This is a genomic window from Bacillus aquiflavi (genome assembly GCF_019915265.1).
GTDB lineage: Bacteria > Bacillota > Bacilli > Bacillales > Cytobacillaceae > Bacillus_BT > Bacillus_BT aquiflavi.
Map to the genome: position 1 here is coordinate 905,390 of NZ_CP082780.1, position 24,708 is coordinate 930,097.

A 24,708-nucleotide genomic window follows, 5' to 3' on the forward strand; every position below is an offset into this window, starting at 1 on the left:
GAAAACTCCTTGATTGTAACACGTTAACATTTTTTAATATACTAAATAACATGATAAAAATACAATTGCAATCCGCTTTTAGTGGCGATAATATTGTAAGGACAGATGTAATTCCGGAATAGAGAGGATAAACAAAAATGGGTAAACAATTTAATGAAGAGGTATTATCAAGAAGAACATTTGCAATTATTTCCCATCCGGATGCTGGGAAGACAACGTTAACGGAAAAACTGCTCTTGTTTGGAGGAGCGATTCGAGATGCAGGTACAGTAAAAGGAGAGAAAACGGGAAAATATGCGACAAGTGATTGGATGGAAATTGAAAAGCAGCGGGGCATTTCGGTCACTTCAAGTGTCATGCAATTTGAATACGATGGCTATCGTATTAATATATTAGATACTCCGGGACATGAGGATTTTAGTGAAGATACGTATCGAACATTAACAGCTGTTGATAGTGCGGTGATGATCATTGACTCAGCAAAGGGGATAGAAGAGCAAACAATTAAACTGTTTAAAGTTTGCCGAATGAGAGGAATCCCTATATTTACTTTTATTAACAAGTTAGATCGTGAAGGTAAATTGCCACTTGATTTATTAGCTGAACTAGAAGAAGTTTTAGGAATTGAGTCATATCCAATGAATTGGCCGATTGGGATGGGGAAAGATTTTTTTCGGCATATATGACCGGTATTACAATCGAATTGAACAATTTAGAAAAAGTGATGAAGAGCGTTTTTTTTTACCTTTAAATAAAGCTGGGGAACTAGCAGTTGACCATCCATTACAACAATCTGCATTATATGATCAAGTTCTAGAGGAAATGCTGCTGCTTTTAAATGAGGCGGGAAATGAATTTTCTGAAGATAGAGTGATGAATGGAACGTTAACGCCTGTTTTCTTTGGAAGTGCTTTAACAAATTTTGGTGTACAAACATTTTTGGAAACATATTTAAAATTTGCTCCAGCTCCAAAACCACGCCATTCATCTCGTGGAGAAATTGATCCGACCTCTCAGCAATTTTCTGGTTTTGTTTTTAAAATTCAAGCGAATATGAATCCTGCACATCGGGATCGGATTGCATTTATAAGAATTTGTTCAGGCAAATTTGAACGTGGAATGTCAGTTTATTTATCTCGAACTGGCAAGCAGTTAAAGTTATCACAATCGACTCAATTTATGGCAGATGATAGAAGTACAGTAAATGAAGCAGTGAGTGGCGATATTATTGGCATATATGATCCAGGTACTTATCAAATTGGTGATACGCTAACAACGAATAAAGAAGGCTTTTTCTATGAGGAGCTTCCACAATTTACACCAGAGTTATTTGTTCGAGTAACAGCTAAAAACGTCATGAAACAAAAGCATTTTCATAAAGGAATTCAACAGCTAGTACAGGAAGGAGCTATTCAGCTTTATAAAACGAGAACAGAAGATTATTTACTAGGTGCTGTCGGACAGCTTCAGTTTGAAGTATTTGAACATCGAATGAAAAATGAGTATAACGTCGAAGTGATTTTTGAACGATTAGGATCAAAAATAGCTCGCTGGGTAGGAAATGAAAAAGTTGATGAGTCATTATCGAATTCAAGAAGTTTACTTGTAAGAGATCAAAAGGAACAACGTGTCTTTTTATTTGAAAACGATTTTGCATTAAGATGGTTCCAAGAAAAAAATCCTCATGTCCAACTTATTAATCCTATGGATGCAAATAAATAATTTAAGGTTGAGGCAAATACAGCTTGTGTTCGCCACAAGAATTACTATGAGAAGTTCAAGATTCATCATAACCGAAAGAATAAATCGTGGAGGTAATTTAAAAAATATCTCCACGATTTACATTTAAATATAAGTTCTCCATCACTCCCCTCATATACATAAAATGGTTGTATTTCCAATAGGCCTCTATTAAAATATCATTATATTTATTTCCATTGTTTTTATGCTTAAACAAACTTGTTGAAAGGGGTTTGTCGATTGCGACAAAGTGCATATATTTCAATGTTAATTGTCATTCTTTTATTCATAGGAGGTTGTCAAATGAGTAATCAAGGCAAACAGAGCGAAGAGAATGAACAAAAAGCCTCAAAAGAACTTTCTCCCGAAGAGTTGCCGCAAGTAGAGGCATTTCAAGATGAGTTCACACGGCAGTTTCTCGATTCAACCAAGGAAGTAAAACCAGGCTTCTATTTATTTCGCTCTGGAACGAACGGCTATACAATGCTTTTCCCCGAAAATGCTCAACTTAGTGATGAATTTTATGGTATTCATAAGAAAAGTTTTGAAAAAATTGATATTGGAGCACCGTTTGGTGAGAACATCTCTTATTATGTCAACATATGGTACTTTGAAACGCATCCTAATTCATATCAAAGTGATTTAAGTAACTTACAAAGTCGTGTCAAATATGAAGGGGAATTTGAAGAAATAAGCTTACCAGATAAGCAAATTTACTATGCAAAAAGGGAAAAAAAATTTGAGAACACAAACTTAGTAGATTATTTCTTTTTTAGCTATATTAAAGCAAAAAATAGTAAGCAAGCAATCCAATTTATTTTTAATATTGGGTGCGATGATGAGAATAAGCCTTGTCAGTTAGATGTTAATGAGGCTGAACAACTAGCAAAAATGTTAATGGAATCAATTACGTTTATTCCAGCTAAGGAAGAGAGCGATAATTCATAGTAATTGAAAGTAAAAAGAAGGTGAGTAAAAAATGAAAACAGAACAAAACGAAGTTCTTGAATTAGAAGAAGTATGGTTGCGGACTTTAATGTTAGAATATAACAGTAAAAAAATGTCGAAAGAAAAGTTTGAAAAAGAGTTGAGACGAATTCATTTCGAGGAAACAGGTGAAGACATTAATGCCAATATTACTATTATCCGCCCCGATGAGCTTGAAGAGTTACGCGACCGTCAATCTGGCTATGATGGAACTGCGATTTTCTTCTCTAATGAAAAAGAAAATATTCAACAGTTATACATCGTTTCTCAAGGAAGCCAAGATTTAGTCGACTGGCTTTATAATCTATTCGGGATTTATGGCGGACAAGATGGAAGTCAATATCGAGATACTGGAAAATTTTTAGATGAATCATTAAACGAAATTAAAAACCGCGGCTTAATAAAAAGTCCTTTAGAAATTATGACGATTGCCCTTGCTCATTCGCTCGCAGAAAATAACAATCTGAACGTCCGCTTAGTAGATGGCAAGTTTGATAAGTTGTACGGTGTAAACGGGGCGCAACCAGATTTTTATCAGTTGGCGGAAATTGATAAAGATTTCTTGAGTGAATTAAGAAGGAAGTTTAAATTAAAGCATAATGATAATAATGCCATTTACTCGCTCCCACCCGAGGAAGTAAAAGCTTTTGCAGAGAAATATTATCAACATCGAGGTGAAAATTCGTTTCAGCTCATTTCACTTTATGGTGCCAGCGGTAAAAGGGACTTCATTGAAGGTATAGGGGATGTGAAATATGTAGATACAAATCCGCGCTTAGTGGAATTCGTTCTCTCGTCGATCAAATTCCTGATAAGAAAGCAGCTAAAATTCAGCAATATATTCTTAAATATGCCGATGATTATAAGAAAGGTGGCTTAGATGTAGTTGCTTAGGCGATGCTCGGAATTAATCTTGATTTAATCACTGAAATGCAAAAAGGGGTAAAATCCGGGGTAAAAGCATACTTTACTCGTTATGATGAATTGTCTGCAATGATTAAACAGATGAATCAGAAATCATCCGAAGTGTTGCAAGTGATTCGTTATTTAACTGAAAATTCTGATCCGCTTTTGAACGCTTTAGTTAAAGGCGGCTATTTAAAGGAAAGCGAGAAAAAGGCGGTTGTTAAAGAAATTGCAGGCCTAGAGAAAGATTTACAAGCAATATATGACTTGATTGGCTCTCTGGATAACATCAGAAGTGATCAAAAGACTAAAGAGACTGTAAAAAATCGGTCACGACATTGTGATCGGGATAAAATTATTTCAGATTTATAAAAGAATGCAGAAAAGATTAGATACTATTGATGAAAATATTTCTAAAGTACTCAAAATTATTAACAGTGGTCATAGTATTGAGGAGATGCTGAATGCGATTGCCGGAGAGGGGAAAGGCTATGATGGTTTGGACATGCTCCTTTATCCAGTAGATGCAAACGGAAAAACAATTAAAGTAAATATTTCAGCTGCGGTTAGAATTTACCAAAAGGGGCTTTCGATTGTCGCCGAGAAAGAGGAAATATTACAAAGTTACGAGGAAACGATTCAGAGAGAACTAATAGATGATTACGAAAAGAGAAGGAGAATCCTCATATCTAAAATTCATCATATCGAGGCAAATCCGAAAAGCTATCAAGCTTTATTAATAAGTGAATATGAAGTATATCTTGGTGATGAAGGTTCACTCCAGAGAATTGATGTCCGTGAGCAAATTACCTCATTAAATATGCCTTCCGTTGAATCATTTCTCCAACCAAATCAATCAGCTATCAAAGAAGAAACAAAATTAATTAAAAAGAGCAGAACGAGCATTGAAGAGTTATTTGCTGAAGATAAAAAGATCGCAGCATTGTTCGATTTTCGCTAAAAGGAAAATAAACGAACTAGAAAAAATCCGTTTATTCCAGTTCGTTTATTTTGTGGAAAATTACTGAAACATTTGATCACTTTTGCCGGCGATTGGATTTGATCCTTTATATTCATTAAGCGCTTGTTGGATGATTTCTTGATTTTCTTGTACGGTTTCGTAGGCAGCACCAATTTTACTGATCATCGTTTCGTCAGCAGGTTCTAGTGGGTAATAGCCCTTTTGTATCATATATTGCCATATATCATATGCGTGACTACAGCTCATCATAAAGGCAGTTTGCAAAAAGGATCGTAATTCCGGGTTTGCAGCTTCCATTGCTGAATACGCATATTCCCTTCCTGCACGTTTTAATGTTAATAAATAGGCTGTAGCCATCTCACGGTCATTCATGTCGTGAACAACTGTACGCGGTTGTACGGGAGAGTATTCATTAACAGGCGACTGAGTATAATTAGAGAGGGTTCCTTGCTCTTTAAATAAAGGAAGTGATTTTTTTGCACCCTCAGTTTGATTTAAATATTCAACCTTCATGTTATAATCTCGAATATGAAAAGGGTAATGTCTTTCGAGTATACTTTTAAATTCAGGATCTTGCACATGCTGTAACATGTAGGACATGTTTGTAATTGAGTTAACACAACCCAACGTCAGTTCATGCAAATCTTGTAATTCATGCGCTGCTATTTTCATTTTTTTTCCTCCTTCATATTTTTTCTTTGTAAAATTTATTCATAGCTTTCCCTAACGACCGAGAAATATTTAGTATGTTTTTTGAAAATATCAACTATTATGTTTCTACTTGACATAAAGTGTTATGAACATATATGATTGAGAATGCTTTAATGAACAAAAGCGTTTAAGCTTTTATGTAAATATCATTTGTCCTTAAATAGAATCATATAAAAATTTAATGATAAATGTTGAGAAATGCTTTTATATGAAACTTCATAAATAAAGGAGTGGGGATTTTGCAGCAAAAACATATAGACATCCATTTGAGGCCAATAGAGGCATTGTTCATTTCTATTATTTTAATAGGAGGAATGAGTACAGCAATTATTTATTATGAAATGATTCCCCATATTCCAATTATGGTCGCATTGATGTTACTGATAGCGTATGGGCTGATGAAAAAGGTTCCTGCTAAAGAGCTTGAGAACGGCATGGTTGATGAAGCTAAAAGTGGATTAGGAGCGGTACTTATTTTTTTTTTTATCGGGATGTTAATAAGCAGTTGGATGATGAGCGGGACGATACCAACATTTGTATATGGTGCCCTACAAGTTGTAACTGGGGAATTTTTCTTTGCGATCGTGTTTACCGTAACGGCAGTTATTGGAATGAGCATTGGCAGTTCTTTGACGACTGTTGCTACTTTAGGAGTGGCATTTATAAGTGTTAGCACTGCGTTAGATTTATCATTGCCGATTACAGCGGGAGCAATTGTTTCAGGTGTTTTTTTTGGAGATAAGATGTCACCATTGTCTGATACAACAAATTTAGCATCTACCGTTGTTAATGTAGATTTGTTTGACCATATTCGCAATATGTCTTGGACGACTGTACCAGCATTTATCATTTCTTTCATTATTTTTGTATTTTTGTCTCCAACAGAGGCGATTGCACATTTTGAGAAAATAACCTTGTTAAAAGAAGGGTTATTGGAGCTTAACATTGTTCATTGGTATTCACTTATTCCATTTGTCATATTGGCACTGTTAGCTATTTTACGTGTTTCAGCTATCATTACGTTATCAACTGGGATAATATCTGCAACTATTATTGGGCTCATTTTCAATCAAAGTGTTACTTTTAAGGAAGCGTTAAGTATATTATATTTTGGATATGAATCTACTAGCGGAATTGAAGAAATAGATGCATTATTATCACGGGGAGGAATGGAAAGCATGATGTTTTCCATTTCGCTAGTATTACTTGCTTTATCTATGGGCGGGCTATTATTTAAACTAACAATTTTGCCAGTATTACTTTCAAGTATGAAAAGATTATTAATCAATGCACCATCTCTTATGTGTTCAGCTGCTGCATCTGCAATTGGGATTAATTTTCTAATAGGCGAGCAATATTTATCAATACTATTGACTGGAAACGCATTTCGCGAACATTTTAAAAAAGCGGGTCTTGAGGCAAAAAACTTGTCGCGGATTTTAGAGGACTCTGGAACTGTGGTTAACCCACTCGTCCCATGGAGTGTCTGTGGAATTTTTATTACAAATATTTTAGGGGTGGCAACAGTTGATTATTTGCCATTTGCATTTTTTTGCTTACTCTCTCCAATTTTAACACTTGTTTTTAGTATTACCGGTTTAACCATTTCAAGGAAAGCGGCCAGCTAAACAGAGTTTGGCCGCCATAACTTTGAAAAAGAGCTCTGCATTTTTCGTTGCTAACATTTCGTATATGTTCTATTCTCTTTCGCCTCGTGCTCCGCCTCTTGACAAGCGTTCTTAAACCTTTTGAAGGATCGCTTCACATTCTAACTTTTCTGATCATTTCTAGTAGCCAGCAAACGGAGTTTTGAAATTTGCTTTTACAAATCTATCAAAGAATCATTGTTTAAAACTTGCGTCCATTTTTTCTCTTCATATATATTTGTATTATTGGATATATAATTATGACTATCTGGTCAGTCGTAAAGAGTAGATGGGAAAGGAGTCCACAATGAAAATTAGTAATTTTTCAATTAGAAGGCCAATATTTACCATAGTTACAATGTTTTTAGTGTTAATTTTAGGAGCGGTTTCTTTTTTGAAAATTCCGTTAAAACTTATTCCTGAAATTGACCCGCCAGTCGGAGTTGTTGTCACTTCTTATCCAGGAGCAAGCCCAGAGGAGGTGCTTGATAAAGTAACTAAGCCTCTCGAAGAAAGCTTGGCAACTTTACCTGGTTTAAAGACGATAACTTCTACATCACAGGAAAGTGCAAATTTGATTTTAATGGAATTTTCGTGGACGACTTCAATTGATGAGATTCAAAATGAAGTAATTCAAAGATTAGATCAAACAATCCTTCCGGATGATGTGGAAAAACCGAGATTCCTAAAATTTGATCCTTCCCAATTTCCGATTATTCAACTTTCACTTCGATCTGATGAAGATGCTGATAAATTAAGAGAGCTTGCTGATCAATTAAAATTAGAGTTAACGAAGGTTGATGGAGTTGCAAGTGTGAATCTGTCTGGTACAGCAATTAAAGAAGTTCGAGTTGAACTAAATCAAGAAAAACTTAAAGATTATCAATTAACACAGGATGATGTTGTAAATGTCATTCAAAGTAATGATATCTCGATGCCAGGTGATACTATTTTAACGGATGGTATGGAGTTAACAACTAGAATTGTTAGTACAATTGATTCCGTAGATATTTTGGAAAATTTAGTTGTAACTGTAAATCCAATGAATGGTGAAAAGATCACGCTCGGAGAAATTAGTGATGTTCACGTCGCAGAGCAGGACGATCGAACGATCACGAGAACAAATCAGTCACCCTCAGTTCTTCTTAGTGTTTTACAACAATCAGATGCAAATACAGCAGAAGTTTCAAAGGAATTTACTAAAGAATTAGATCAATTACTTGATCAGAAACAATACGAAGGAATTGAAAGAGAAATCCTGTTTGACCAAGGTGAGTTTATTCAAATTGCAGTTAATAATATCACTTCGTCCCTCATTGTAGGGGGGGTATTTGCAATGCTTGTGCTGTTCTTCTTTTTAAGAAGCATAAAAAGCCCGCTTATTATCGGTGTTGCGATACCATATTCAGTCATTGTAACATTTGTGTTAATGTTTTTTGCCGATTTCACATTAAATATTATGACACTAGGGGGACTAGCACTTGGCATTGGAATGCTAGTTGATAATTCAATTGTTGTAATAGAAAATATTTACCGTCATTTATCAATGGGAAAAGATCCGAAAGAGGCAGCTAGAGATGGTGCGAAAGAAGTTGGTACTGCAATTACGGCATCAACATTAACAACAATAGCTGTTTTCCTGCCAGTTGTGTTTTTAAGTGGAATTATTGGCGAATTATTTACCGAGTTTTCCTTAACCTTTTCTTTTAGCTTACTTGCTTCTTTATTTGTCGCTTTGACAATTGTGCCAATGCTTGCGAGCAGATTATTAAAAGCTCCAAAAGAAAACGTTGAGCAAAAAAGACAACAGTCGAAAACATTAAAAACTGTAGAGAGAGTGGTTAAATGGTCGCTTCGTCATCGGGCAGCAGTGTTAATAATTGCTCTGCTTTTATTAGTGAGCGGAGGATACGGATTAACTACAGTTGGTACACAATTTCTGCCAGCTACAGATGAGGGCTTTTTTAATATTAAAGTCGAATTAGAGAACGGAACGGCCTTAACAGAAACTGAAAAGGTTATGACCGGAATTGAAAGTGTCTTAAAGGATGAAGAAGAGATTGATGTCTACGTAAGTCTAGTTGGAACTACTCAAGAAGGATCATTTCGCGGTACAACAAGTGGAAATATTGCCGAATTGTATGTGAAAATGAAAGATTTATCAGAGCGAGATCGATCAACACTTGAATTTGTTGATGATGTGAAAAAGGATGTTGAAAGAGCTGCACGAAATGTGAACAAAACAGCAGATGTTTCATTCAGTGTGCAATCTTCAGCAGGATCTAACCCTAACACGTTAGTATTTAGTGTCCGAGATTCTGATAAGGCCCGTTTAGACGATTCTGTTAATAAAATTTACGATAAGTTAAAAGAATTGAAGGATGTTACAGAACTATCAACAGATTTAACGAATCAAGTTGAAGAGATACAAATAACTGTAGATCGGGAAAAAGCACTTAATGAGGGATTAGTGCCGTCTCAGATTGCGATGGTTGTCCATGATGTTACTCGCGGAAAGAAAGCAACTGAAATGATAGACGAAAATTCAAATATTTATAGTGTTTTTGTTGAGTACGATAAAGAGATTACCCAAAACATAGACGAGTTAAAAAATCTTCTTAAAAAAAAACAAGATGGAAGCTTTATTGCGTTAAATGAAGTAACGACAATTGAAAGAGGAAAAGGTCCAGTTAATTTACAGCGAATTAACCAGCAAGATGCCGTTCAATTTACGTTAAAATATGCTAATTCAACGAATCTAGGCGATATATCTAAACAAGTTGAAAAAAAAATTGCTGATCTTGAACTGCCAGAAGAAACTGAAATAGTTTTTGGCGGTGATCGTGAACTTCTTGAATCATCAATGGATGATATGCTGCTTGCATTTGTTTTAGCGATTGTCTTTGTTTATATCGTAATGGCAGCACAATTTGAATCGTTAAAATATCCGTTTGTTATTATGTTTACAGTTCCATTAATGGTTATCGGTGTAACAGTTGCTTTAACGATCACAAGAACACCAGTAAGTTTAATGGCGATTATTGGCGTGATTGTTTTAGCAGGAATTGTTGTGAATAACGCTATCGTCATTGTTGATTATATTAACCAAAGAAAGAAAAGCGGTTTACGGACATACGATGCGATTATCGAATCTGTCAAAGACCGTACAAGACCAATTTTAATGACTGCTTTAACGACAATACTTGGGCTACTGCCGCTTGCTTTTGGATTTGGTGAGGGTACTGAATTAAATCAGCCAATGGGAATTACTGTTATAGGCGGATTGATTAGCAGCACTTTCTTAACGTTATTTGTTATTCCGGTTGTTTATAGTTTCTTTGATAAAGAAACTCGACGATTAAACAAAATGTATGCAACCCCTGATGGACACTTAATACCTGCTTACTTACTAGAAGAAAAAGTGGAAACAGATAAGGAAAAAGCCGAAGAGCAACTTCCAGCACATGAACGCAAATACGACCGAGAAGATATGGCTAACATGTTAGAGGAACTGTTAAAGCTTGTAAAAGATGATAAAAATAAAAAAGGAGAAGACTAACATTGTTGTTGAAAATACCCTTTCACCGAAAGGGAGTGAGTTAGTTTGAATGAAAAAAAACAGTTCATTTTGGAAACCGCAATGCGCTTGTTCGCGCAAAACGGTTTCCATCTAACATCGATGCAGGAAATTGCTGAGCATAGCGGGGTTGCTAAAGGTTCCCTTTATACTTATTTTCGTTCGAAAGAAGATTTAATGATCTCCATTTTAAATTATTATGATAATTTATTGCAGAAGAAAATATTACAAGTTGAATATGAAAGAACGTTGACACCTAAAGAAATGTTTCAAAAACAATTATCCATGCATTTTAAAGAATTTTCACATGATCGTGACTTCCTTTTAGTACAAATTCGAGAGCAGTCTTTTCATAGCAATTTAAAAATAAGACATTTTTTCTTTAAAAAACGAAAGGATTTTCTTTTATTTACAACACAGAAGATTATTCAATTGTTTGGCGAAGAAGTTCAACCTTACGCGTTTGATTGTGCTATTATCTTTCATGGCATGGTAAAAGAATATTCGGTTTTAATGATAAAAGGCGGATACAAATTTTCTTATGATGAACTTTCAGCGTTCTTAATTAATCGTTTGGAAAACGTTATAGCAGGTTGTCTAGTTGATCAAAAACGAATTGTAAATGACACCTCAGATTATTTTTGTATTGATGCAAAAGATCATTCCTTATCTTTTATCAATCAAATTGAGCAATTGCTAACAAAAAATAAAAATGAGATAGGTGATAAGAAATATGAACGAGCAATTGCAATAACGAATGCAATGAAGGAAAATTTAGCTGAAGAACAGAAGATTGTTTTAGAGGGATTGCTTATTTATTTACAAAATTTAAATATCCCCTCAATTACGAAAGCTATGGAAGGGATGGAGCATATTATAAATAAGAGATGCAAAAAAAATATAAACTTTATGTAACATCAAAATAAAAAATATGTTATAATATTAAAAAATGAATAGTCTTTTTTGTAAAGGGGAGTAGCGTTAGGGAAACCTAAAGCAAAGTCGTCATTTCGTGGATACATAACTCCATCGGCTTTGTTGACATGTTACGATGTTTAGCAAGACCTTTGCCTGTTGGCAGAGGTCTTTTTTGCTTTTTCATCCATTAACACTTCATTTTTTGATAATCCAAAAATTACCTCGTTGTCAACAGAACATAAGACAAACAATAATAACTGGAGGCGAAGTGAATGGATTTTACTATGTTGCTTGAATATGGGTGGGTGTTGTTAGTTTTAATCGCACTAGAAGGATTTTTGGCTGCAGATAATGCAGTTGTGATGGCAATAATGGTAAAGCATTTACCGCAAGAACGACGGAGAAAAGCGTTATTTTATGGTTTACTAGGTGCATTTGTTTTCCGCTTTGTTACTTTATTTTTAATTTCACTTCTTGCTGATGTGTGGCAAGTACAGGCAATAGGGGCTTTATATCTACTCTTTATTGCTGGACATAATCTTTATAAAAAATATTCTGGACGAGAGAAGAAGGTTGTTAAGGAGAAAACATCATCAGCTTCTTTTTGGTTGACAGTTTTAAAGGTTGAATTAGCAGATATTGCTTTTGCGATTGACTCGATGTTAGCCGCAGTTGCTTTGGCAGTAACATTAAGACCGACAGGCTGGTTTAAAATTGGTGGAATAGATGGCGGACAGTTTTTAGTCATGTTTCTCGGGGGAATGATCGGTTTAATTATTATGCGTTTTGCAGCAAACTGGTTTGTTGTTTTGCTACATAAACGCCCTTCGTTAGAAACAGCTGCGTTTTTCATTGTTGCTTGGGTAGGTGTTAAATTAATTGTTTTCACTTTAGCACACCCTGAGGTAGGAGTTTTAGACCGCCATTTTCCTGAATCACTTACGTGGAAGTTAACTTTTTGGTCTGTTCTCATTGCGATTGCTGTAGGAGGTTTCTTCTTATCAAAAAAAACATCAACAACTTAAAAATCCGGCTAAAAAGCCGGATTTTTAAATGCCATATGGGTATTTATTATGAATGAACCGACATTTCATTTATTTTCCCGATAGTTGTGATTGTGCTTGTTGGACGAGGCGTTTTGTTATTTCTCCTCCAACTGACCCGTTTGCACGCGCAGCAGTATCTGATCCTAACTGAACACCAAATTCTTGAGCGATTTCATATTTTACTTGATCTAAAAATTGTTCGACACCAGGGACTAACAATTTGTTTCTGCTTTGAGTCATTTGATCAACTCCTTACGAAATTTAACAGAGGATACACTCTGTATAGTACTAGTATGATTTTGATCAACTTTTCTCATGCGTGGAAGTTTTTCACGAATAAAGAAATGTTAGTCTTGCTCGTTTAAAGCTTCTAAAAGAAGATCTGCTATATGGACAACTCTTATTTGATGAGAAAGACCTTCACGCTCGACTCCAAGTTTCATTTGTAATAAGCAGCCTGGATTAGCGGTGACAATTGTCGTTGCCTTTGTTAATAAACAATTTTTCATTTTACTATCAAGTATTTTCATTGACATTTCCGCTTCAACGATATTATAAATCCCTGCTGAACCACAACAATGATCAGCATCCTGCATCTCTTGATAATGAATACCTTGAATACTTTGCAGCAATTGGCGCGGTGAATTCGTTGTTTTCATTACATTTTTTAAATGACAGGAGTCCTGATATGTCACAGTTTGTTCAGCCAGTGAAAGTTCATAAGTGTTGTGAAATTGCAAATCAATTAATATTTCTGAGATATCTTTCAGTTTTGTTGTAAAAGCTTTTGCACGCTTTTGCCATTCTGGCTCATTTTTTAATAAATGATCATACTCAATTAAAAAGCCGCTGCATCCACCTGCATTCGTAATAATATAATCAATTTGTAAGTTTTCAAAAGCTTCAATATTTTGTTTTGCTAACTGTTTAGCATGTTCTTTTTCACCACTATGTCCGTGAAGAGCGCCGCAGCACGTCTGAGCTTTAGGTATGACGATCTCACAACCGGCAAACTGCAATAGCTTCATTGTGGCATTATTCGTATCTAAAAATAACGTATCCATTAAACAGCCGGAGAAAAAAGCAACCCGTTTTTTCTTTTCGCCCTTAGATGATAAAAATTCAGGACGATTTTTCATCTTTTTCATTTCAGGCACTTGAGGTAATACTTTTTCCATCGCGACTAAACTTTTCGGGAAGAGCTTTAAAAATCCAATTTTCCGAGTAATTGTTTGAAGGCCTGAGCGCTGGTAAAAGCCAAGTAATCCAGTCACTTTCCTCAACCTATTCTTATGTGGAAATAGACTTTTAAATACGGTGTGGCGAATTGTTTGTATTGGCAGCGAATGTTGTTTATTTTGTTGGATGACATCACGTACATCTTCAAGCAAGTGTCCGTATTTTACACCAGATGGACATACTGGCTCACAAGCTCGGCACCCTAAACAGAGGTTGAATGAGCGTTCTACTTCATCGTCTAGTTCAATCATATCGTCGACCACAGCTTTCATTAAAGCTATTCTTCCTCTTGGTGAATGTGTTTCTTGATAGCCTGACTCTATATATGTTGGACATGACGGAAGACAGAAACCGCAGCGCATACAATTTAACAATTCATCTTCATTCAGCCGCTCCCGAAACTGTTGTTGGACTTTATTAGCTGTCATGTTTTTATCACCACTCGTTTGCGGTTCGCTTTTGCAAATATTTTTCCGGGATTCATAATGTTGTTTGGATCTAATGCGGATTTAACAGCTTTCATCGCTAAGATTCCTTCTTTTCCAAGCTTTAATTCGAGGTATGGAGCTTTCATTTCGCCAACGCCATGTTCTCCTGTAATTGTTCCACCTAATTCAATTGCTTTTGCAAAAATTTCCGCAAATGCTTTCTCCACTCTTTCTATTTCATCGTGGTTACGCACATCTGTAGGACAAGTAGGGTGAAGATTACCATCACCAGCATGACCAAATGTGCAAATTGTAATATTATACTTTGCGGCAATCTCATTTATTGCTCTTACCATATTGGCAATTTCAGATCGAGGGACTGTTGCATCTTCTAAAATAGTTGTCGGCTTTAGCCGAGCTAGCGCAGAAAGAGCTGTGCGACGAGCAGTTGTAAGTGCTTCTGCTTCTTCTTGTGATTTAGCTACTTGAACGGAAACTGATTTTTCTGCTTGACAAATTGTTTTAATCTTTTCCATATCATGTTCAACAATTTCATGTGGACCGTCTTGTTCGATAATAAGAATGGCCTCTACATTAGTCGGCAAACCGTTTTGTGCATATGCTTCGACAGCTTCTATCGTTGGCTTGTCTAAAAATTCTAATGTTGCTGGGATGATTTTATTTGCGATAATTTTTGAAACTGAATTTGCCGCAGCCTCTATATCTTGATACAAAGCAAGCATCGTTTTTTTTGTTTCTGGCATCGGGATTAGTTTTAATGTTGCTTCTGTGATAATTCCGAGCGTACCTTCTGAGCCGACAAATAAGCTTGTAAAATTATATCCCGCTACATCCTTTGCTAACTTTCCTCCAGTTCTTATCGTTTCTCCATTTGGTAAAACGATTTCGAGTCCAATGACATAGTCGTGTGTAACACCATATTTTAATCCGCGTAATCCCCCAGAGTTTTCGCTAATATTACCGCCAATGGTTGAAATTTTCATTGAGCTTGGATCAGGGGGGTAAAAGAGTCCTTTTTCTTCAACTGCATTAATTAAATCTAAGGTAATGATGCCGGGTTGAACAGTAACAGTTAAATTTTCTTCGTCAATTTCAATTATTTTGTTCATATTTTTAAATAATAAGACGATGCCGCCTTCTGTTGGACATGTTCCTGCACAAAGATTTGTCCCTGACCCCCGAGGAACAATTGGAATACGATGTACATTGCAGAATTTAACAATTTCTGCCACGTTATTTGTGCTTCTTGGTGAAACAACGGCATCAGGTAATGATTGATAAAGGGGTGTTGCATCATAAGAATAAGCGAGACGACCAGCCTTTGAGTCATCAACATTTTCCTTTCCAACAATTGCGATCAGTTGTTGTTTTTGTTTTTGTGAAAGCATAAATATACCTCCATTTCACTTTATTTGAAGGTGGAAATTAACCTATATAAAAGGTATTATGAGATAGTAGAATTGCAAAGTCGCACTTTAAGTATAAAAAAGGCTAAGGCATTTGGCTATTAAAATTAAAAAACTTCTTTTTTTATTAAAAATTAAAATATTTTTTTAAAATATACGTTAAAAATGCCTGTTGTTTATGAGCCAAAAACAAAGCAATAAACTGGAGATATTTAACTACTACTTTTCCCTATATTAATTTAGATGGGTATTTATTCGGAGGTATGAGCAATTGTTGAAAAAGGCGCGTGAAAAAAAATTTACTCAACTAACACCAGCTCGAGCAATTGTTGGCTATTACTTAGTTGCGGTTAGTGTATCGGTTTTATTGCTCAGTTTACCAGCTGCTCATAAAGAAGGTGTGAAAGTATCATTTTTAGATACTTTATTCACCGCAGTAAGTGCTGTTAGTGTTACTGGCTTAACCGTTGTTGATTTATCAGAAACTTACAGTACATTAGGCATTTTTATATTAATTTTTGTGCTTCAGCTCGGTGCATTCGGTGTCATGTCGTTAGGGACTTTTTTATGGCTTTTATTCGGGAAGAAAATAGGTTTGAAAAGCCGTAAATTGATTATGGTTGATCAAAATCAAGGAAATCTGTCAGGGCTTGTCTATTTGATTAAAGAAATATTAAAAATAGTCATTGGGATCGAGCTGACAGGGGCGGCTGTTTTGGGTGTTTATTTTTTAAATTATTTTGATACATGGACTGAGGCGTTTTATCACGGTTTATTTGCTGCTGTTAGTGCAACAACAAATGCAGGCTTTGATATTACTGGTGCTTCATTAATACCATTTGCTGATGATTACTTTGTTCAGTTTATTGTCATTATTTTAATCACACTGGGGGCAATTGGATTTCCAGTATTAGTTGAAGTAAAAGCGTTTTTAAGTCGAAAAAAAACGAATATGCGATTTCGCTTCTCATTATTTACGAAGGTAACGACAGTCACATTTGCTAGCCTGCTTATTTTCGGTATCATCATGATTTTTGTTTTAGAGTTCCAACATTTTTTTAGTGATGTTTCGTGGCATAAAGCTTTTTTTTATTCATTTTTTCAGTCAGCATCAAGTAGAAGTGCTGGACTAGCAACGTTGGATATAAGCGAGTTTTCTTCATCGACTTTATTAGTAATGGGCAGCCTCATGTTTATCGGGGCTTCTCCAAGTTCTGTCGGGGGAGGGATTCGGACAACTACTTTTGCCATTGTCATTTTATTTTTATTTCATTTCGCTCGAGGAAATCGTTCCATTAAAATTTTTAAAAGAGAGATTCACGATGTCGATATTTCAAAGGCGTTAGCTGTTATGATATTAGCTGTTTTTATGTGTTTTGCCGCCATTGTCATCTTATCTATCACTGAAAAAGGTCATTCTCTTCTTGAGATTGTATTTGAAGTATGCTCTGCTTTCGGTACAGTTGGTTACTCAATGGGGATTACACCGGATTTATCGACTATCGGCAAGTTTATTATTATGTCGTTAATGTTTATTGGAAGAATTGGACTTCTTTCGTTTTTATTTATGATTGGTGGAACGGAAAAGAAGACGAATTATCATTATCCGAAGGAAAGAATTATTATCGGTTAACATTGGAAATGCTCTAAGAGGCTACTCTTAGAGCATTCACTTCAAGTTAAACTCTAATCTTTCCCATAACTGACGTCTTTTGTGGGATGCATAAAAGGGCTCCCTTTAGGTCGTCTTTTTTGTTCTAGCAGCTCTCTGTTTTCTGCCGAGTTCCATCCTATATCATTTGTAGGATGCACCCATTCATCTCCTGCCATAACCGACGGATCCACTTCGTCATTCCAGTTTTCAAGTGGAGAATTTTCTGACGCATATTTACTATCGCCTATTGTAACCCCAAATGAATTTTTGTAAGGGGCTTCCATTTTTATTCCAGTATCTTTGAAGCTCGGTGCATTTATTTGGTGCGGTAACGTTTCATTTACAGAAAGAGGGTTTTTTTGTTTTTGTTTTTTCATCATAAATCATTCCTTTTTTTCATTGTTTAAGCTGCTTAAAAAATAGATGCCGTATTATTTTGTCTTCTTTACATAAAATAATGTAGAAATCGAGGTCACTTTTTAAGGAGGATCACAAAATTGAAAAGAAAAATAAAATTTGATGCGATAGAAAAGCATAGTAAAACACCAAAAAGAAATATTGAGGAAATGGAGTTCTCTTCAGAATTTAGTAGTGGTGAGGAAGCGATAAAGGGAGCAAATCGAAACTCAAAGCAAGGAAGAAAGGGACAGGATCGTCATGAAACAGAAAAAAAATAACCAAGAGGAAAAAGCGAATTCAGAATTTGGTATTGAATTTGGAGATTTAAATGCAGCAAAAATGTATGAACTTCAATTTATGAATACACGTCCTCAGCAAGAAGAAAATAAGACAGAGAAAAAAAATGTTAAAGCCGGCATTATTTAGCCGGCTCTAAGTCGGTTAATTGACAGAAAAAAAAATCGTTGTTTTTGTCTGAATCGGATCAAAATATGCAACGATACAAGATGGCGATCTTTCGATGATTCCTTCATTTTATATATTTTTTTTATATCAAAAGCAACTTCTTCAAGAAGGCTATGCTTTAAAAGGCTTTTTTCTTGCAAATTTAAATTTGCAAATTCTTTTCCTAGTATTGTTGGTGTTTTTAAAAATTGTTTATATAAATGAGTCCGTTTCGTTTTTAGATAGCTTGTTGACCACCAAGATTTACGCGGTTTATATTTTTGATTAATGAAATAATCATATTTCATTAAGCCTTCGATTATATCCAAATCCTTGACACCTTTATATGTTAAGAACGCGATTAATCGTTTAAATAAATCATCAAGCTGATGGCCAATTTTTGCCCAGCCACGCTCGTCCCAATATGTTCCAAATTGTTGGAAGAAATCAAAAGGAGTTGGAAATACTCTTGAAACTAAATATTCGATTGTATGATCCATTCGATGATCATTCCAATATTTTTCTAATACATCTTCTACTTGTTTAATTTTAATAATGTCGGCAAATGAAAGAACACGATTTCCGAGTATTTCATAAGGAGCATCGTCCATAAATATATATCCATATTCTTCAGCACGATTACGCAACCCAGTTCCACGAAGCATTTTTAAAAATCCAAGCTGCAGTTCTTCGGGACGTAACTGAAACACATCATTAAATGTTTTTTGAAAAGATGTGTAATCTTCTTCAGGTAAACCAGCAATTAAATCAAGATGCTGAGCTATTTTTCCGCCCTCTTTTACCATCGTGACCGTTCTCGTTATTTTTTTAAAATTTTGTTTCCTCATAACAAGTTCATTCGTGTAATCATTTGTTGATTGAACCCCAATTTCAAATCTAAATAACCCTGGCGGTGCTTTCTTGTTTAAAAATTCAATGACTTCCGGCCGCATAATGTCGGCTGTAATTTCAAATTGAAATACAGTGCCGGGCAAATGCTCGTCAATTAGAAATTGGAACATCTCCAATGCATAACTGCGGCTAATGTTAAACGTACGATCGACAAACTTAATCGTTTTTGCGCCATTTTTCATTAAAAAGCGAATATCATTTTTCACTTTTTCTCTATCAAAATAACGAACGCCAACCTCTATTGACGATAGGCAAAATTAGCAGCTAAACGGGCATCCGCGACTTGTTTCAATATAAGTTACTCTTTTAGAAAGATGAGGAAGATCTTCTTCAAATCGAAATGGCGACGGTAAAGTTTTAAGATCAAGCTTGTTACGCTGTGGATTAATCATAATCTCTCCATTGTTTCTCCAAGCAATCCCTGAAACAGTTGTGCAATCTTTCGATTTATGAATGGCAGTAAGCAATTGCTTAAATGTTTCTTCTCCTTCACCGATTACGATAAAGTCAACTTCTGGGATCTTTTCCATCCAAAGAAACGTATCATAAGTCACTTCTGGTCCACCAAGAACAATAATAAGAGAAGGGTTAATCTTTTTTAACATTTTAATGACTTTCATCGTTTCTTCTATATTCCAAATGTAACAGCTAAAACCAACAACAGTTGGCTCTTTACGAATTAAATCAATAACGATATTCATAGCTGGGTCTTTTATCGTATATTCAGCAAGTGTTATTTTAAAATCAGGCTCAGCGTATGCCTTCAAATAACGAATGGCTAGGTTTGTATGAATATATTTAGCATTTAAGGTGGAACAAACGATATTCATTTTAGTTGTCAAACTCCTTTAGACTTTTCAATGAAAACGATCAAGTAAACTTGAACTTAGACTGATTGTAAACGGACTCGTGAACGAGAGTTCTTTTCGCTTCCGTCTTGTGCTGCGCGCCTTTTTAAAATCAACTATTGATTTTGTCTACAATCTCCGTTGAAGTTAACTTGAACTTTTTAAACAGTGTTATTTAAAAGTAAAATGACGATCTATTTTTTATTATAGTCTATAGGACATAAAAAAGATACTGAACGACCATTTATTTTAATTGGAGGTTAGCTGTTTTTTCAGCCATTTTTCAGAGACATTCAGTAGACTCAAAATAAAGAAGGAAAATGGAGGGATTGACAGGTGAAAAAATGGTCGTTTATATTGAGTGCTTTTCTGCTCATCGGTTTCATTATACCGGGAACGAATGATGTTATGGCAGATGATGATGGGGATGACGAATACGAAGAGTACAATGAGTACGAGATGGATGACGATGATGACGAACATGAAGATGATGGACATAATGATCATGAATACAGAGAAAATAATAGTAATCAACCAACACATTTCTGGAATTTATGGTCAAGAGATGTAACTGTTCAAAAGGGGACATTGCCTTTTACTGAACCGACATTAAGTATTTTTAAGAACGCTGAAGGTGTAGAAAAAGAGCTTTTTGTTATTCCAAATGAAGGTGAACTTCTTGTCCCAGCGAAGGAAATAGCTGAACTGTTAGGAAGTCAAACAACATTTTATCGTAATAGTAAAATCGTATTGATGGAAAAAGACAATTATGAATTAATTGTAAAAGCTGGCACAAATGCAGCTTATGAAAATAAATTAAAAACCCCAATGCCAGCAAAAGCGATGTTTTATGAGCAATCTGTGTACGTTCCGATTAGCGTTGTTACGAATGCACTAGGATATAGGGCTGAGTGGGATGATCAAGGGAAAAGCTTTTTAATCTCAAAACTGACTTATTAAAAAAGGAGTAGATGATAATGAAACATTCAAAAAAAGCACGCTGGATTATTGGTCTATCTGGAGTAGCTTTCTCGGCATTTATTTTAAGTCAAATTGAATATGAAGCTGCTGATAACAATTCAACAGAACAAATAAAAGATCAGGAAGTTTCTAAAAAAGAGAAAGAACTAGCGGCGCTTGATTGGGGTAATTTTACAATAAATGAAACGCAAATTAGGCAGAGTGACCGAAAAACAAAAAGATCATAAAAGAAGGTTATATAGATGGATGAACTTTCTCTTGAAGCAATGAATACAACTTTTTTTGTGTCGGTATGTTGTAGTACAAAGCAGAAATGGAAAACGGAAATAGTTAATTGGTTTCATTATATAGAAACAGAATGGTCAAGATTTCTTTCTGGAAATGAGCTATATCAATTTAATGAAACAAGGAAGGGAAATTGGATAAAAGTATCGCCGTCATTTTTCTTATGTTTACAAATAGCAGAAAAATATCGCCGCAAAACGAAAGGTCTTTTTAATCCAACTTTGTCACTTCAAATGGAAGCAAATGGGTATAATAAATCATTTCCGTTCAACTTAGCTGAAAAAAGTCCTCATATTTTAGTTCCTCAAGAAGAAGAACCTTTTTTGTTTGATGTAAAAAACTGTTCAATTTACAAGCAAACAGATCAAAAGGTTGATCTGGGAGGAATAGCAAAAGGCTATGCAGTAGAGACAGCTGCACGATGGCTGGAAAAGAATGGAAACTGTTCATATGGAATTGTAGATGGCGGCGGTGATATGAAAGTTTGGTCTGACGGAGAAAAGGAATGGACGATAGGGATAGCCGATCCTTTTAATGTAGAGAAGGAGATTGCGCAAATAACAATTAAAAATGGGGCGATTGCAACATCAAATCGAGTTTACCGAAGCTGGTTTGATGGCAATTCGAAGAAGCATCACATTTTAAATGGAAAAACTGGCAAACCTGCTGAAACAAACGTTATCCAAGCAACAGTTATATCAGAAGATTGTCTCAGTGCAGAGGTAGGGGCTAAATTATGTTTTTTACTTCCTTCTGAAAAGTTGCAGCATCAATTTACAGAAATTTTTCCGCAAGCTGGATTTTTCATCGTAAATGAAGACGGTGAACGGAGAACATTGAGAGGAGGTGTTTCCGTTGACTGAAATCGTTGAGTTGTTATCTGTTTGGAATTTAATCAGGTTATCTGGATTTTTAGCTTTCTTTTATTTGACGATGTCTATTTTTTTCGGAATGCTATCTTCATTTAGTTGGTTAAAAAGAAAGAAAGGATTATTTCATCATTTTCACCTTTTAAATGGATGGATTGGATTCCTCGCGATCATCTTTCATATCGTTATTTTACTGTATGATCAATATATTCAATATTCGCTCAGTGAATTGTTCATTCCTTTTACTGCTACACATAAACCGATCTCCTCTGGATTAGGGACGATTTCCTTCTTTCTTTTTCTATTTATCTTATTAGCCGCTGATTTTTGGATGAAGAGTATGAATAGAACTGTTTGGAAGGCTCTACACTTACTCGTTTACCCTGCATGGCTTTTAATGTTTATTCACGGGATATTAATCGGAACTGATTCAGCTCAAACTTGGGCAGTTGTTTTGTATGGCAGTTCTTTTGTAGTCATTGTTTTGTTGTTCGGATTGAAATTACTTGAAATATCAACGTTACAAAAACATCCGCAAATGAGGAAAAGGCTGTCTAATAAGTGAAGCCCCCCTCAATGTTAACGGATTAAAAACTCTGTTAACTTAAGGGGAGTTTAAACTATTTTATGCTAAAAGCGAAACTTCAATCAGTAAGCAGTTGTCTAATTGCTTACTGATTAAATATGATCGTAAAGGTTGATCCCTTACCAAATTCACTTTCTACTGCTAGCTTTCCTTTATGTGTTTCAACAATTATTTTTGCAATTGATAAACCTAAACCAGTTCCGTTTCTTACCCGAGACGTATCTGCACGATAAAAACGATCAAAAATATGTTGCAAATCTTGCTTTTTTATTCCCGTGCCTGTATCGATTACTTGGATAAGTATTTGTCCATTTGTTCTTTTTAATAATAATTTGATTGAGCCTTTTTCAGTATAGACGATCGCATTTTGTAGTAAAATGTATAAAAGTTGTTGGATTCTTATTGGGTCGCCCATCATTTTTATGTTTTCTTCTATTTGAGTGATAAACTGTAAATGGGCAGGGATCTTTACCGCGAATCGTTTTCCTATGGAAGTGATTAATTCTGACAATGGTACTAGCTCTGTTTTAATCATAAACTGATGATGATCATTTCGAGCAATTAAAAGCAGATCTTCAAGAAGCTTGTTCATTAATGTTGCTTCCAGTTTCATATCTGCTAGCACTTCTTGTCCTAATGGGCTTAGTTTGTTTTTTTCCTCTCGTTCTAGAAGTTCGAGGGAGCTATAAAAAATACTTAACGGTGTCCTTAACTCGTGCGAAGCATCGGAAACGAATTTTTTTTGACTATTAAACGCATTTTGGATCGGTTGCATCGCTTTTCCGGCTAAATAGTAGCTTAATATTGCTAATAGTACGCTAAAGACGATTGTTAATATCATAAGTCCCCAGACAATCTTTTCAATTAGATGTTTTTGACTTGTAATTTCTGTCCCGATAATAACGTATCCAAGTAAATATCCGTCATCTTGCAATGGCTGTCTCATGATCAATAAATGAGCGCCTTCATATTCAGCTTCTTTTAGAAAAAAAGACGATGAACTCTCAGTATATAACGTTTTCGCTTTGTTTGAAAAACCGGCAATTGTTTCTTTCCCCTCTATTAAATCATGCTGTGTATTAAATAAATAATAGAAAACAGCACGGTCTGTTTTCAGTTCAACTTCTTCCTGTTCCTTCTCCTCTAATTCTTCGATAAATTCTTCTTCTTCTTTTTCAAAGTAATGTATTAACTCCTCTTTTTGCTGTTCTTCAATAGAATTCGTAATAAAATAAGATAGTAGAACGATAAAAATAAGCAGGAGTATTAAAAAAGAACCAGTATATAGTAACGTTAATTTGATCCTAACTGGATTAAACATTTTTATCTCTCATTTTATAGCCAACTCCTCTTACCGTCTGAATGAAAGATTCTTCATCATGACGATCAATTTTTTTTCGGACTAGCTTTATAAGGGCATCTAATGCGTTATCTGAAATATCCGCATCAAACCCCCAAATTGTTTCAATTAATTGCTCACGTGTCAATACTTGCTCTTTATTTCGCATTAACACTTCTAGTAGTTGATATTCTTTTTTTGTTAGATCGATTTGTTCGCCATCCTTCATAACGAGATGAGAGTCGAGATGAAGGGAGAGATTATTAAGTTGCAGCACTTGCTCGAATCTTTTTTCTTTCCGTCTTGAAAGGGCTCTAATTCTTGCATATAATTCTTCAAATTCGAACGGTTTTACAACATAGTCATCTGCACCGGAATCTAAACCCGTTACAATGTCGCCTAAATCATCTTTAGCCGTTAATATTAAAATTCCACCTTGGAACCCTTCTTTTCTAAGTCGATTACATACGTCAATCCCACTTATTTTCGGCATCATCCAATCTAAAACTAATACATCGTAAGGGGAGTAGGTTGCATAATCGTATGCATCACTTCCGTTTTTCACCCAATCGACATTGTTTAATTCTTTTTGTAATAAATGATGTAAAATTTTACCGAGACGTTCATCATCCTCAGCCAACAAAATGTTCATGACAACATACCCTCTCTTTACTCTCTACTATTTTAGACATTTTTACAAATAGTGTAACATCATAATCTGAAAAAAGAATGAAAAGTTCTGGTGCAATGAACGTTGTCTTTTAAGATATAAAAAAATTATTGA

22 protein-coding genes and 2 pseudogenes are annotated in these 24,708 nt (G+C 35.1%); 16 read left to right on the forward strand and 8 right to left on the reverse strand.

Translation table 11 applies throughout. From position 1 onward, the window contains the following. Positions 1 to 137: 137 nt before the first annotated feature. From K6959_RS04580 to K6959_RS04600, 5 genes and pseudogenes are all read left to right on the forward strand, one after another. A pseudogene (locus tag K6959_RS04580) lies at positions 138 to 1,722 on the forward strand (peptide chain release factor 3). Positions 1,723 to 2,043: 321 nt separating this feature from the next. Then, positions 2,044 to 2,688 (forward strand): hypothetical protein, encoded by a 645-nt coding sequence (locus tag K6959_RS04585; protein ID WP_163240415.1) that lies wholly within the window; start codon positions 2,044 to 2,046, stop codon positions 2,686 to 2,688. 31 nt (positions 2,689 to 2,719) lie between these two features. Next, complete coding sequence (locus tag K6959_RS04590; protein WP_223087779.1) at positions 2,720 to 3,607, forward strand: DUF6792 domain-containing protein; 888 nt, start codon at positions 2,720 to 2,722, stop codon at positions 3,605 to 3,607. Positions 3,608 to 3,624: 17 nt separating this feature from the next. Next, positions 3,625 to 4,005 (forward strand): hypothetical protein, encoded by a 381-nt coding sequence (locus tag K6959_RS04595; protein WP_223087780.1) that lies wholly within the window; start codon positions 3,625 to 3,627, stop codon positions 4,003 to 4,005. A gap of 4 nt (positions 4,006 to 4,009) precedes the next feature. Then, positions 4,010 to 4,594 (forward strand): hypothetical protein, encoded by a 585-nt coding sequence (locus K6959_RS04600; protein WP_223087781.1) that lies wholly within the window; start codon positions 4,010 to 4,012, stop codon positions 4,592 to 4,594. Positions 4,595 to 4,654: 60 nt separating this feature from the next. Here the strand turns inward: K6959_RS04600 and K6959_RS04605 are convergent, their stop codons facing one another. Continuing rightward, complete coding sequence (locus K6959_RS04605; protein WP_223087782.1) at positions 4,655 to 5,287, reverse strand: spore coat protein; 633 nt, start codon at positions 5,285 to 5,287, stop codon at positions 4,655 to 4,657. Between the two features lie 278 nt (positions 5,288 to 5,565). Between K6959_RS04605 and nhaC the strand changes: the two genes are divergently transcribed. The 4 genes from nhaC to K6959_RS04625 all read left to right on the forward strand — a co-directional run bounded on the left by nhaC (position 5,566) and on the right by K6959_RS04625 (position 12,492). Then, on the forward strand, positions 5,566 to 6,954 hold the full coding sequence (gene nhaC / locus K6959_RS04610; protein WP_223087783.1) for a Na+/H+ antiporter NhaC: 1,389 nt from the start codon (positions 5,566 to 5,568) through the stop codon (positions 6,952 to 6,954). Between the two features lie 325 nt (positions 6,955 to 7,279). Continuing rightward, positions 7,280 to 10,531: an efflux RND transporter permease subunit gene (locus K6959_RS04615; RefSeq protein WP_223087784.1), complete on the forward strand. Its 3,252-nt coding sequence runs from the start codon at positions 7,280 to 7,282 to the stop codon at positions 10,529 to 10,531. A gap of 45 nt (positions 10,532 to 10,576) precedes the next feature. After that, positions 10,577 to 11,464 carry a TetR/AcrR family transcriptional regulator gene (locus tag K6959_RS04620; RefSeq protein WP_223087785.1) on the forward strand — a complete coding sequence of 296 codons (888 nt, stop codon included), beginning with the start codon at positions 10,577 to 10,579 and terminating at the stop codon, positions 11,462 to 11,464. Positions 11,465 to 11,739: 275 nt separating this feature from the next. Further along, positions 11,740 to 12,492: a TerC family protein gene (locus K6959_RS04625; RefSeq protein ID WP_223087786.1), complete on the forward strand. Its 753-nt coding sequence runs from the start codon at positions 11,740 to 11,742 to the stop codon at positions 12,490 to 12,492. A 69-nt stretch (positions 12,493 to 12,561) separates the two neighbouring features. On the opposite strand, the gene K6959_RS04630 is transcribed toward K6959_RS04625, so the two are convergent. The 3 genes from K6959_RS04630 to glcD all read right to left on the reverse strand — a co-directional run bounded on the left by K6959_RS04630 (position 12,562) and on the right by glcD (position 15,589). Beyond that, the gene (locus K6959_RS04630; RefSeq protein WP_163242003.1) at positions 12,562 to 12,753 is read right to left on the reverse strand and encodes an alpha/beta-type small acid-soluble spore protein; all 192 of its coding nucleotides are present in this window, start codon (positions 12,751 to 12,753) and stop codon (positions 12,562 to 12,564) included. A gap of 107 nt (positions 12,754 to 12,860) precedes the next feature. After that, on the reverse strand, positions 12,861 to 14,180 hold the full coding sequence (locus tag K6959_RS04635) for a (Fe-S)-binding protein (RefSeq protein WP_163242004.1): 1,320 nt from the start codon (positions 14,178 to 14,180) through the stop codon (positions 12,861 to 12,863). Then, on the reverse strand, positions 14,177 to 15,589 hold the full coding sequence (gene glcD / locus K6959_RS04640) for a glycolate oxidase subunit GlcD (RefSeq protein WP_223087787.1): 1,413 nt from the start codon (positions 15,587 to 15,589) through the stop codon (positions 14,177 to 14,179). Before glcD ends, K6959_RS04635 begins: the two co-directional genes overlap by 4 nt. A gap of 292 nt (positions 15,590 to 15,881) precedes the next feature. Here glcD and K6959_RS04645 point away from each other — a divergent pair, with 292 nt between their 5' ends. Further along, complete coding sequence (locus K6959_RS04645) at positions 15,882 to 17,240, forward strand: TrkH family potassium uptake protein (protein ID WP_163242047.1); 1,359 nt, start codon at positions 15,882 to 15,884, stop codon at positions 17,238 to 17,240. 53 nt (positions 17,241 to 17,293) lie between these two features. Here the strand turns inward: K6959_RS04645 and K6959_RS04650 are convergent, their stop codons facing one another. Beyond that, entirely contained in the window at positions 17,294 to 17,638 is a 345-nt protein-coding gene (locus tag K6959_RS04650; protein ID WP_394373023.1) for a DUF3905 domain-containing protein, read from the reverse strand. A gap of 120 nt (positions 17,639 to 17,758) precedes the next feature. Here K6959_RS04650 and K6959_RS04655 point away from each other — a divergent pair, with 120 nt between their 5' ends. Together K6959_RS04655 and K6959_RS04660 are read left to right on the forward strand one after the other, a co-directional pair. Continuing rightward, on the forward strand, positions 17,759 to 17,938 hold the full coding sequence (locus K6959_RS04655) for a hypothetical protein (RefSeq protein ID WP_163242007.1): 180 nt from the start codon (positions 17,759 to 17,761) through the stop codon (positions 17,936 to 17,938). After that, positions 17,919 to 18,086, forward strand: coding sequence for a hypothetical protein (locus K6959_RS04660; protein WP_223087789.1), 168 nt, complete (start codon positions 17,919 to 17,921; stop codon positions 18,084 to 18,086). Before K6959_RS04655 ends, K6959_RS04660 begins: the two co-directional genes overlap by 20 nt. A 15-nt stretch (positions 18,087 to 18,101) precedes the next feature. Here the strand turns inward: K6959_RS04660 and K6959_RS04665 are convergent. Further along, a pseudogene (locus K6959_RS04665) lies at positions 18,102 to 19,846 on the reverse strand (B12-binding domain-containing radical SAM protein). A gap of 354 nt (positions 19,847 to 20,200) precedes the next feature. Here K6959_RS04665 and K6959_RS04670 point away from each other — a divergent pair. From K6959_RS04670 to K6959_RS04685, 4 genes are read left to right on the forward strand one after another with little or no spacing between them, the layout of a single operon-like run. Beyond that, complete coding sequence (locus K6959_RS04670; protein WP_163242010.1) at positions 20,201 to 20,824, forward strand: copper amine oxidase N-terminal domain-containing protein; 624 nt, start codon at positions 20,201 to 20,203, stop codon at positions 20,822 to 20,824. Positions 20,825 to 20,841: 17 nt separating this feature from the next. Beyond that, a complete protein-coding gene (locus tag K6959_RS04675) occupies positions 20,842 to 21,072 on the forward strand; it encodes a hypothetical protein (RefSeq protein WP_163242011.1) in 231 nt (76 codons plus the stop codon). 15 nt (positions 21,073 to 21,087) lie between these two features. Next, on the forward strand, positions 21,088 to 21,993 hold the full coding sequence (locus K6959_RS04680; RefSeq protein WP_163242012.1) for an FAD:protein FMN transferase: 906 nt from the start codon (positions 21,088 to 21,090) through the stop codon (positions 21,991 to 21,993). Continuing rightward, entirely contained in the window at positions 21,986 to 22,564 is a 579-nt protein-coding gene (locus tag K6959_RS04685) for a ferric reductase-like transmembrane domain-containing protein (protein ID WP_163242013.1), read from the forward strand. Before K6959_RS04680 ends, K6959_RS04685 begins: the two co-directional genes overlap by 8 nt. 106 nt (positions 22,565 to 22,670) lie before the next feature. Here the strand turns inward: K6959_RS04685 and K6959_RS04690 are convergent, their stop codons facing one another. Both K6959_RS04690 and K6959_RS04695 read right to left on the reverse strand, forming a co-directional pair. Continuing rightward, the gene (locus K6959_RS04690; RefSeq protein ID WP_163242014.1) at positions 22,671 to 23,906 is read right to left on the reverse strand and encodes a sensor histidine kinase; all 1,236 of its coding nucleotides are present in this window, start codon (positions 23,904 to 23,906) and stop codon (positions 22,671 to 22,673) included. Beyond that, positions 23,899 to 24,576 carry a response regulator transcription factor gene (locus K6959_RS04695; RefSeq protein WP_163242015.1) on the reverse strand — a complete coding sequence of 226 codons (678 nt, stop codon included), beginning with the start codon at positions 24,574 to 24,576 and terminating at the stop codon, positions 23,899 to 23,901. Before K6959_RS04695 ends, K6959_RS04690 begins: the two co-directional genes overlap by 8 nt. Between the last annotated feature and the right edge of the window lie 132 nt (positions 24,577 to 24,708).

Coding starts and splice junctions, on each gene's coding strand:
- K6959_RS04630 (WP_163242003.1), bottom strand. CDS start 12,753: ATGACTCAAAGCAGAAACAAATTGTTAGTCCCTGGTGTCGAACAATTT.
- K6959_RS04675 (WP_163242011.1), top strand. CDS start 20,842: ATGAAACATTCAAAAAAAGCACGCTGGATTATTGGTCTATCTGGAGTA.
- K6959_RS04650 (WP_394373023.1), bottom strand. CDS start 17,638: ATGAAAAAACAAAAACAAAAAAACCCTCTTTCTGTAAATGAAACGTTA.
- K6959_RS04595 (WP_223087780.1), top strand. CDS start 3,625: ATGCTCGGAATTAATCTTGATTTAATCACTGAAATGCAAAAAGGGGTA.
- K6959_RS04660 (WP_223087789.1), top strand. CDS start 17,919: ATGAAACAGAAAAAAAATAACCAAGAGGAAAAAGCGAATTCAGAATTT.
- K6959_RS04635 (WP_163242004.1), bottom strand. CDS start 14,180: ATGACAGCTAATAAAGTCCAACAACAGTTTCGGGAGCGGCTGAATGAA.
- K6959_RS04625 (WP_223087786.1), top strand. CDS start 11,740: ATGGATTTTACTATGTTGCTTGAATATGGGTGGGTGTTGTTAGTTTTA.
- K6959_RS04695 (WP_163242015.1), bottom strand. CDS start 24,576: ATGAACATTTTGTTGGCTGAGGATGATGAACGTCTCGGTAAAATTTTA.
- K6959_RS04690 (WP_163242014.1), bottom strand. CDS start 23,906: ATGTTTAATCCAGTTAGGATCAAATTAACGTTACTATATACTGGTTCT.
- K6959_RS04680 (WP_163242012.1), top strand. CDS start 21,088: ATGGATGAACTTTCTCTTGAAGCAATGAATACAACTTTTTTTGTGTCG.
- K6959_RS04605 (WP_223087782.1), bottom strand. CDS start 5,287: ATGAAAATAGCAGCGCATGAATTACAAGATTTGCATGAACTGACGTTG.
- glcD (WP_223087787.1), bottom strand. CDS start 15,589: ATGCTTTCACAAAAACAAAAACAACAACTGATCGCAATTGTTGGAAAG.
- K6959_RS04585 (WP_163240415.1), top strand. CDS start 2,044: ATGAGTAATCAAGGCAAACAGAGCGAAGAGAATGAACAAAAAGCCTCA.
- K6959_RS04615 (WP_223087784.1), top strand. CDS start 7,280: ATGAAAATTAGTAATTTTTCAATTAGAAGGCCAATATTTACCATAGTT.
- K6959_RS04600 (WP_223087781.1), top strand. CDS start 4,010: ATGCAGAAAAGATTAGATACTATTGATGAAAATATTTCTAAAGTACTC.
- K6959_RS04590 (WP_223087779.1), top strand. CDS start 2,720: ATGAAAACAGAACAAAACGAAGTTCTTGAATTAGAAGAAGTATGGTTG.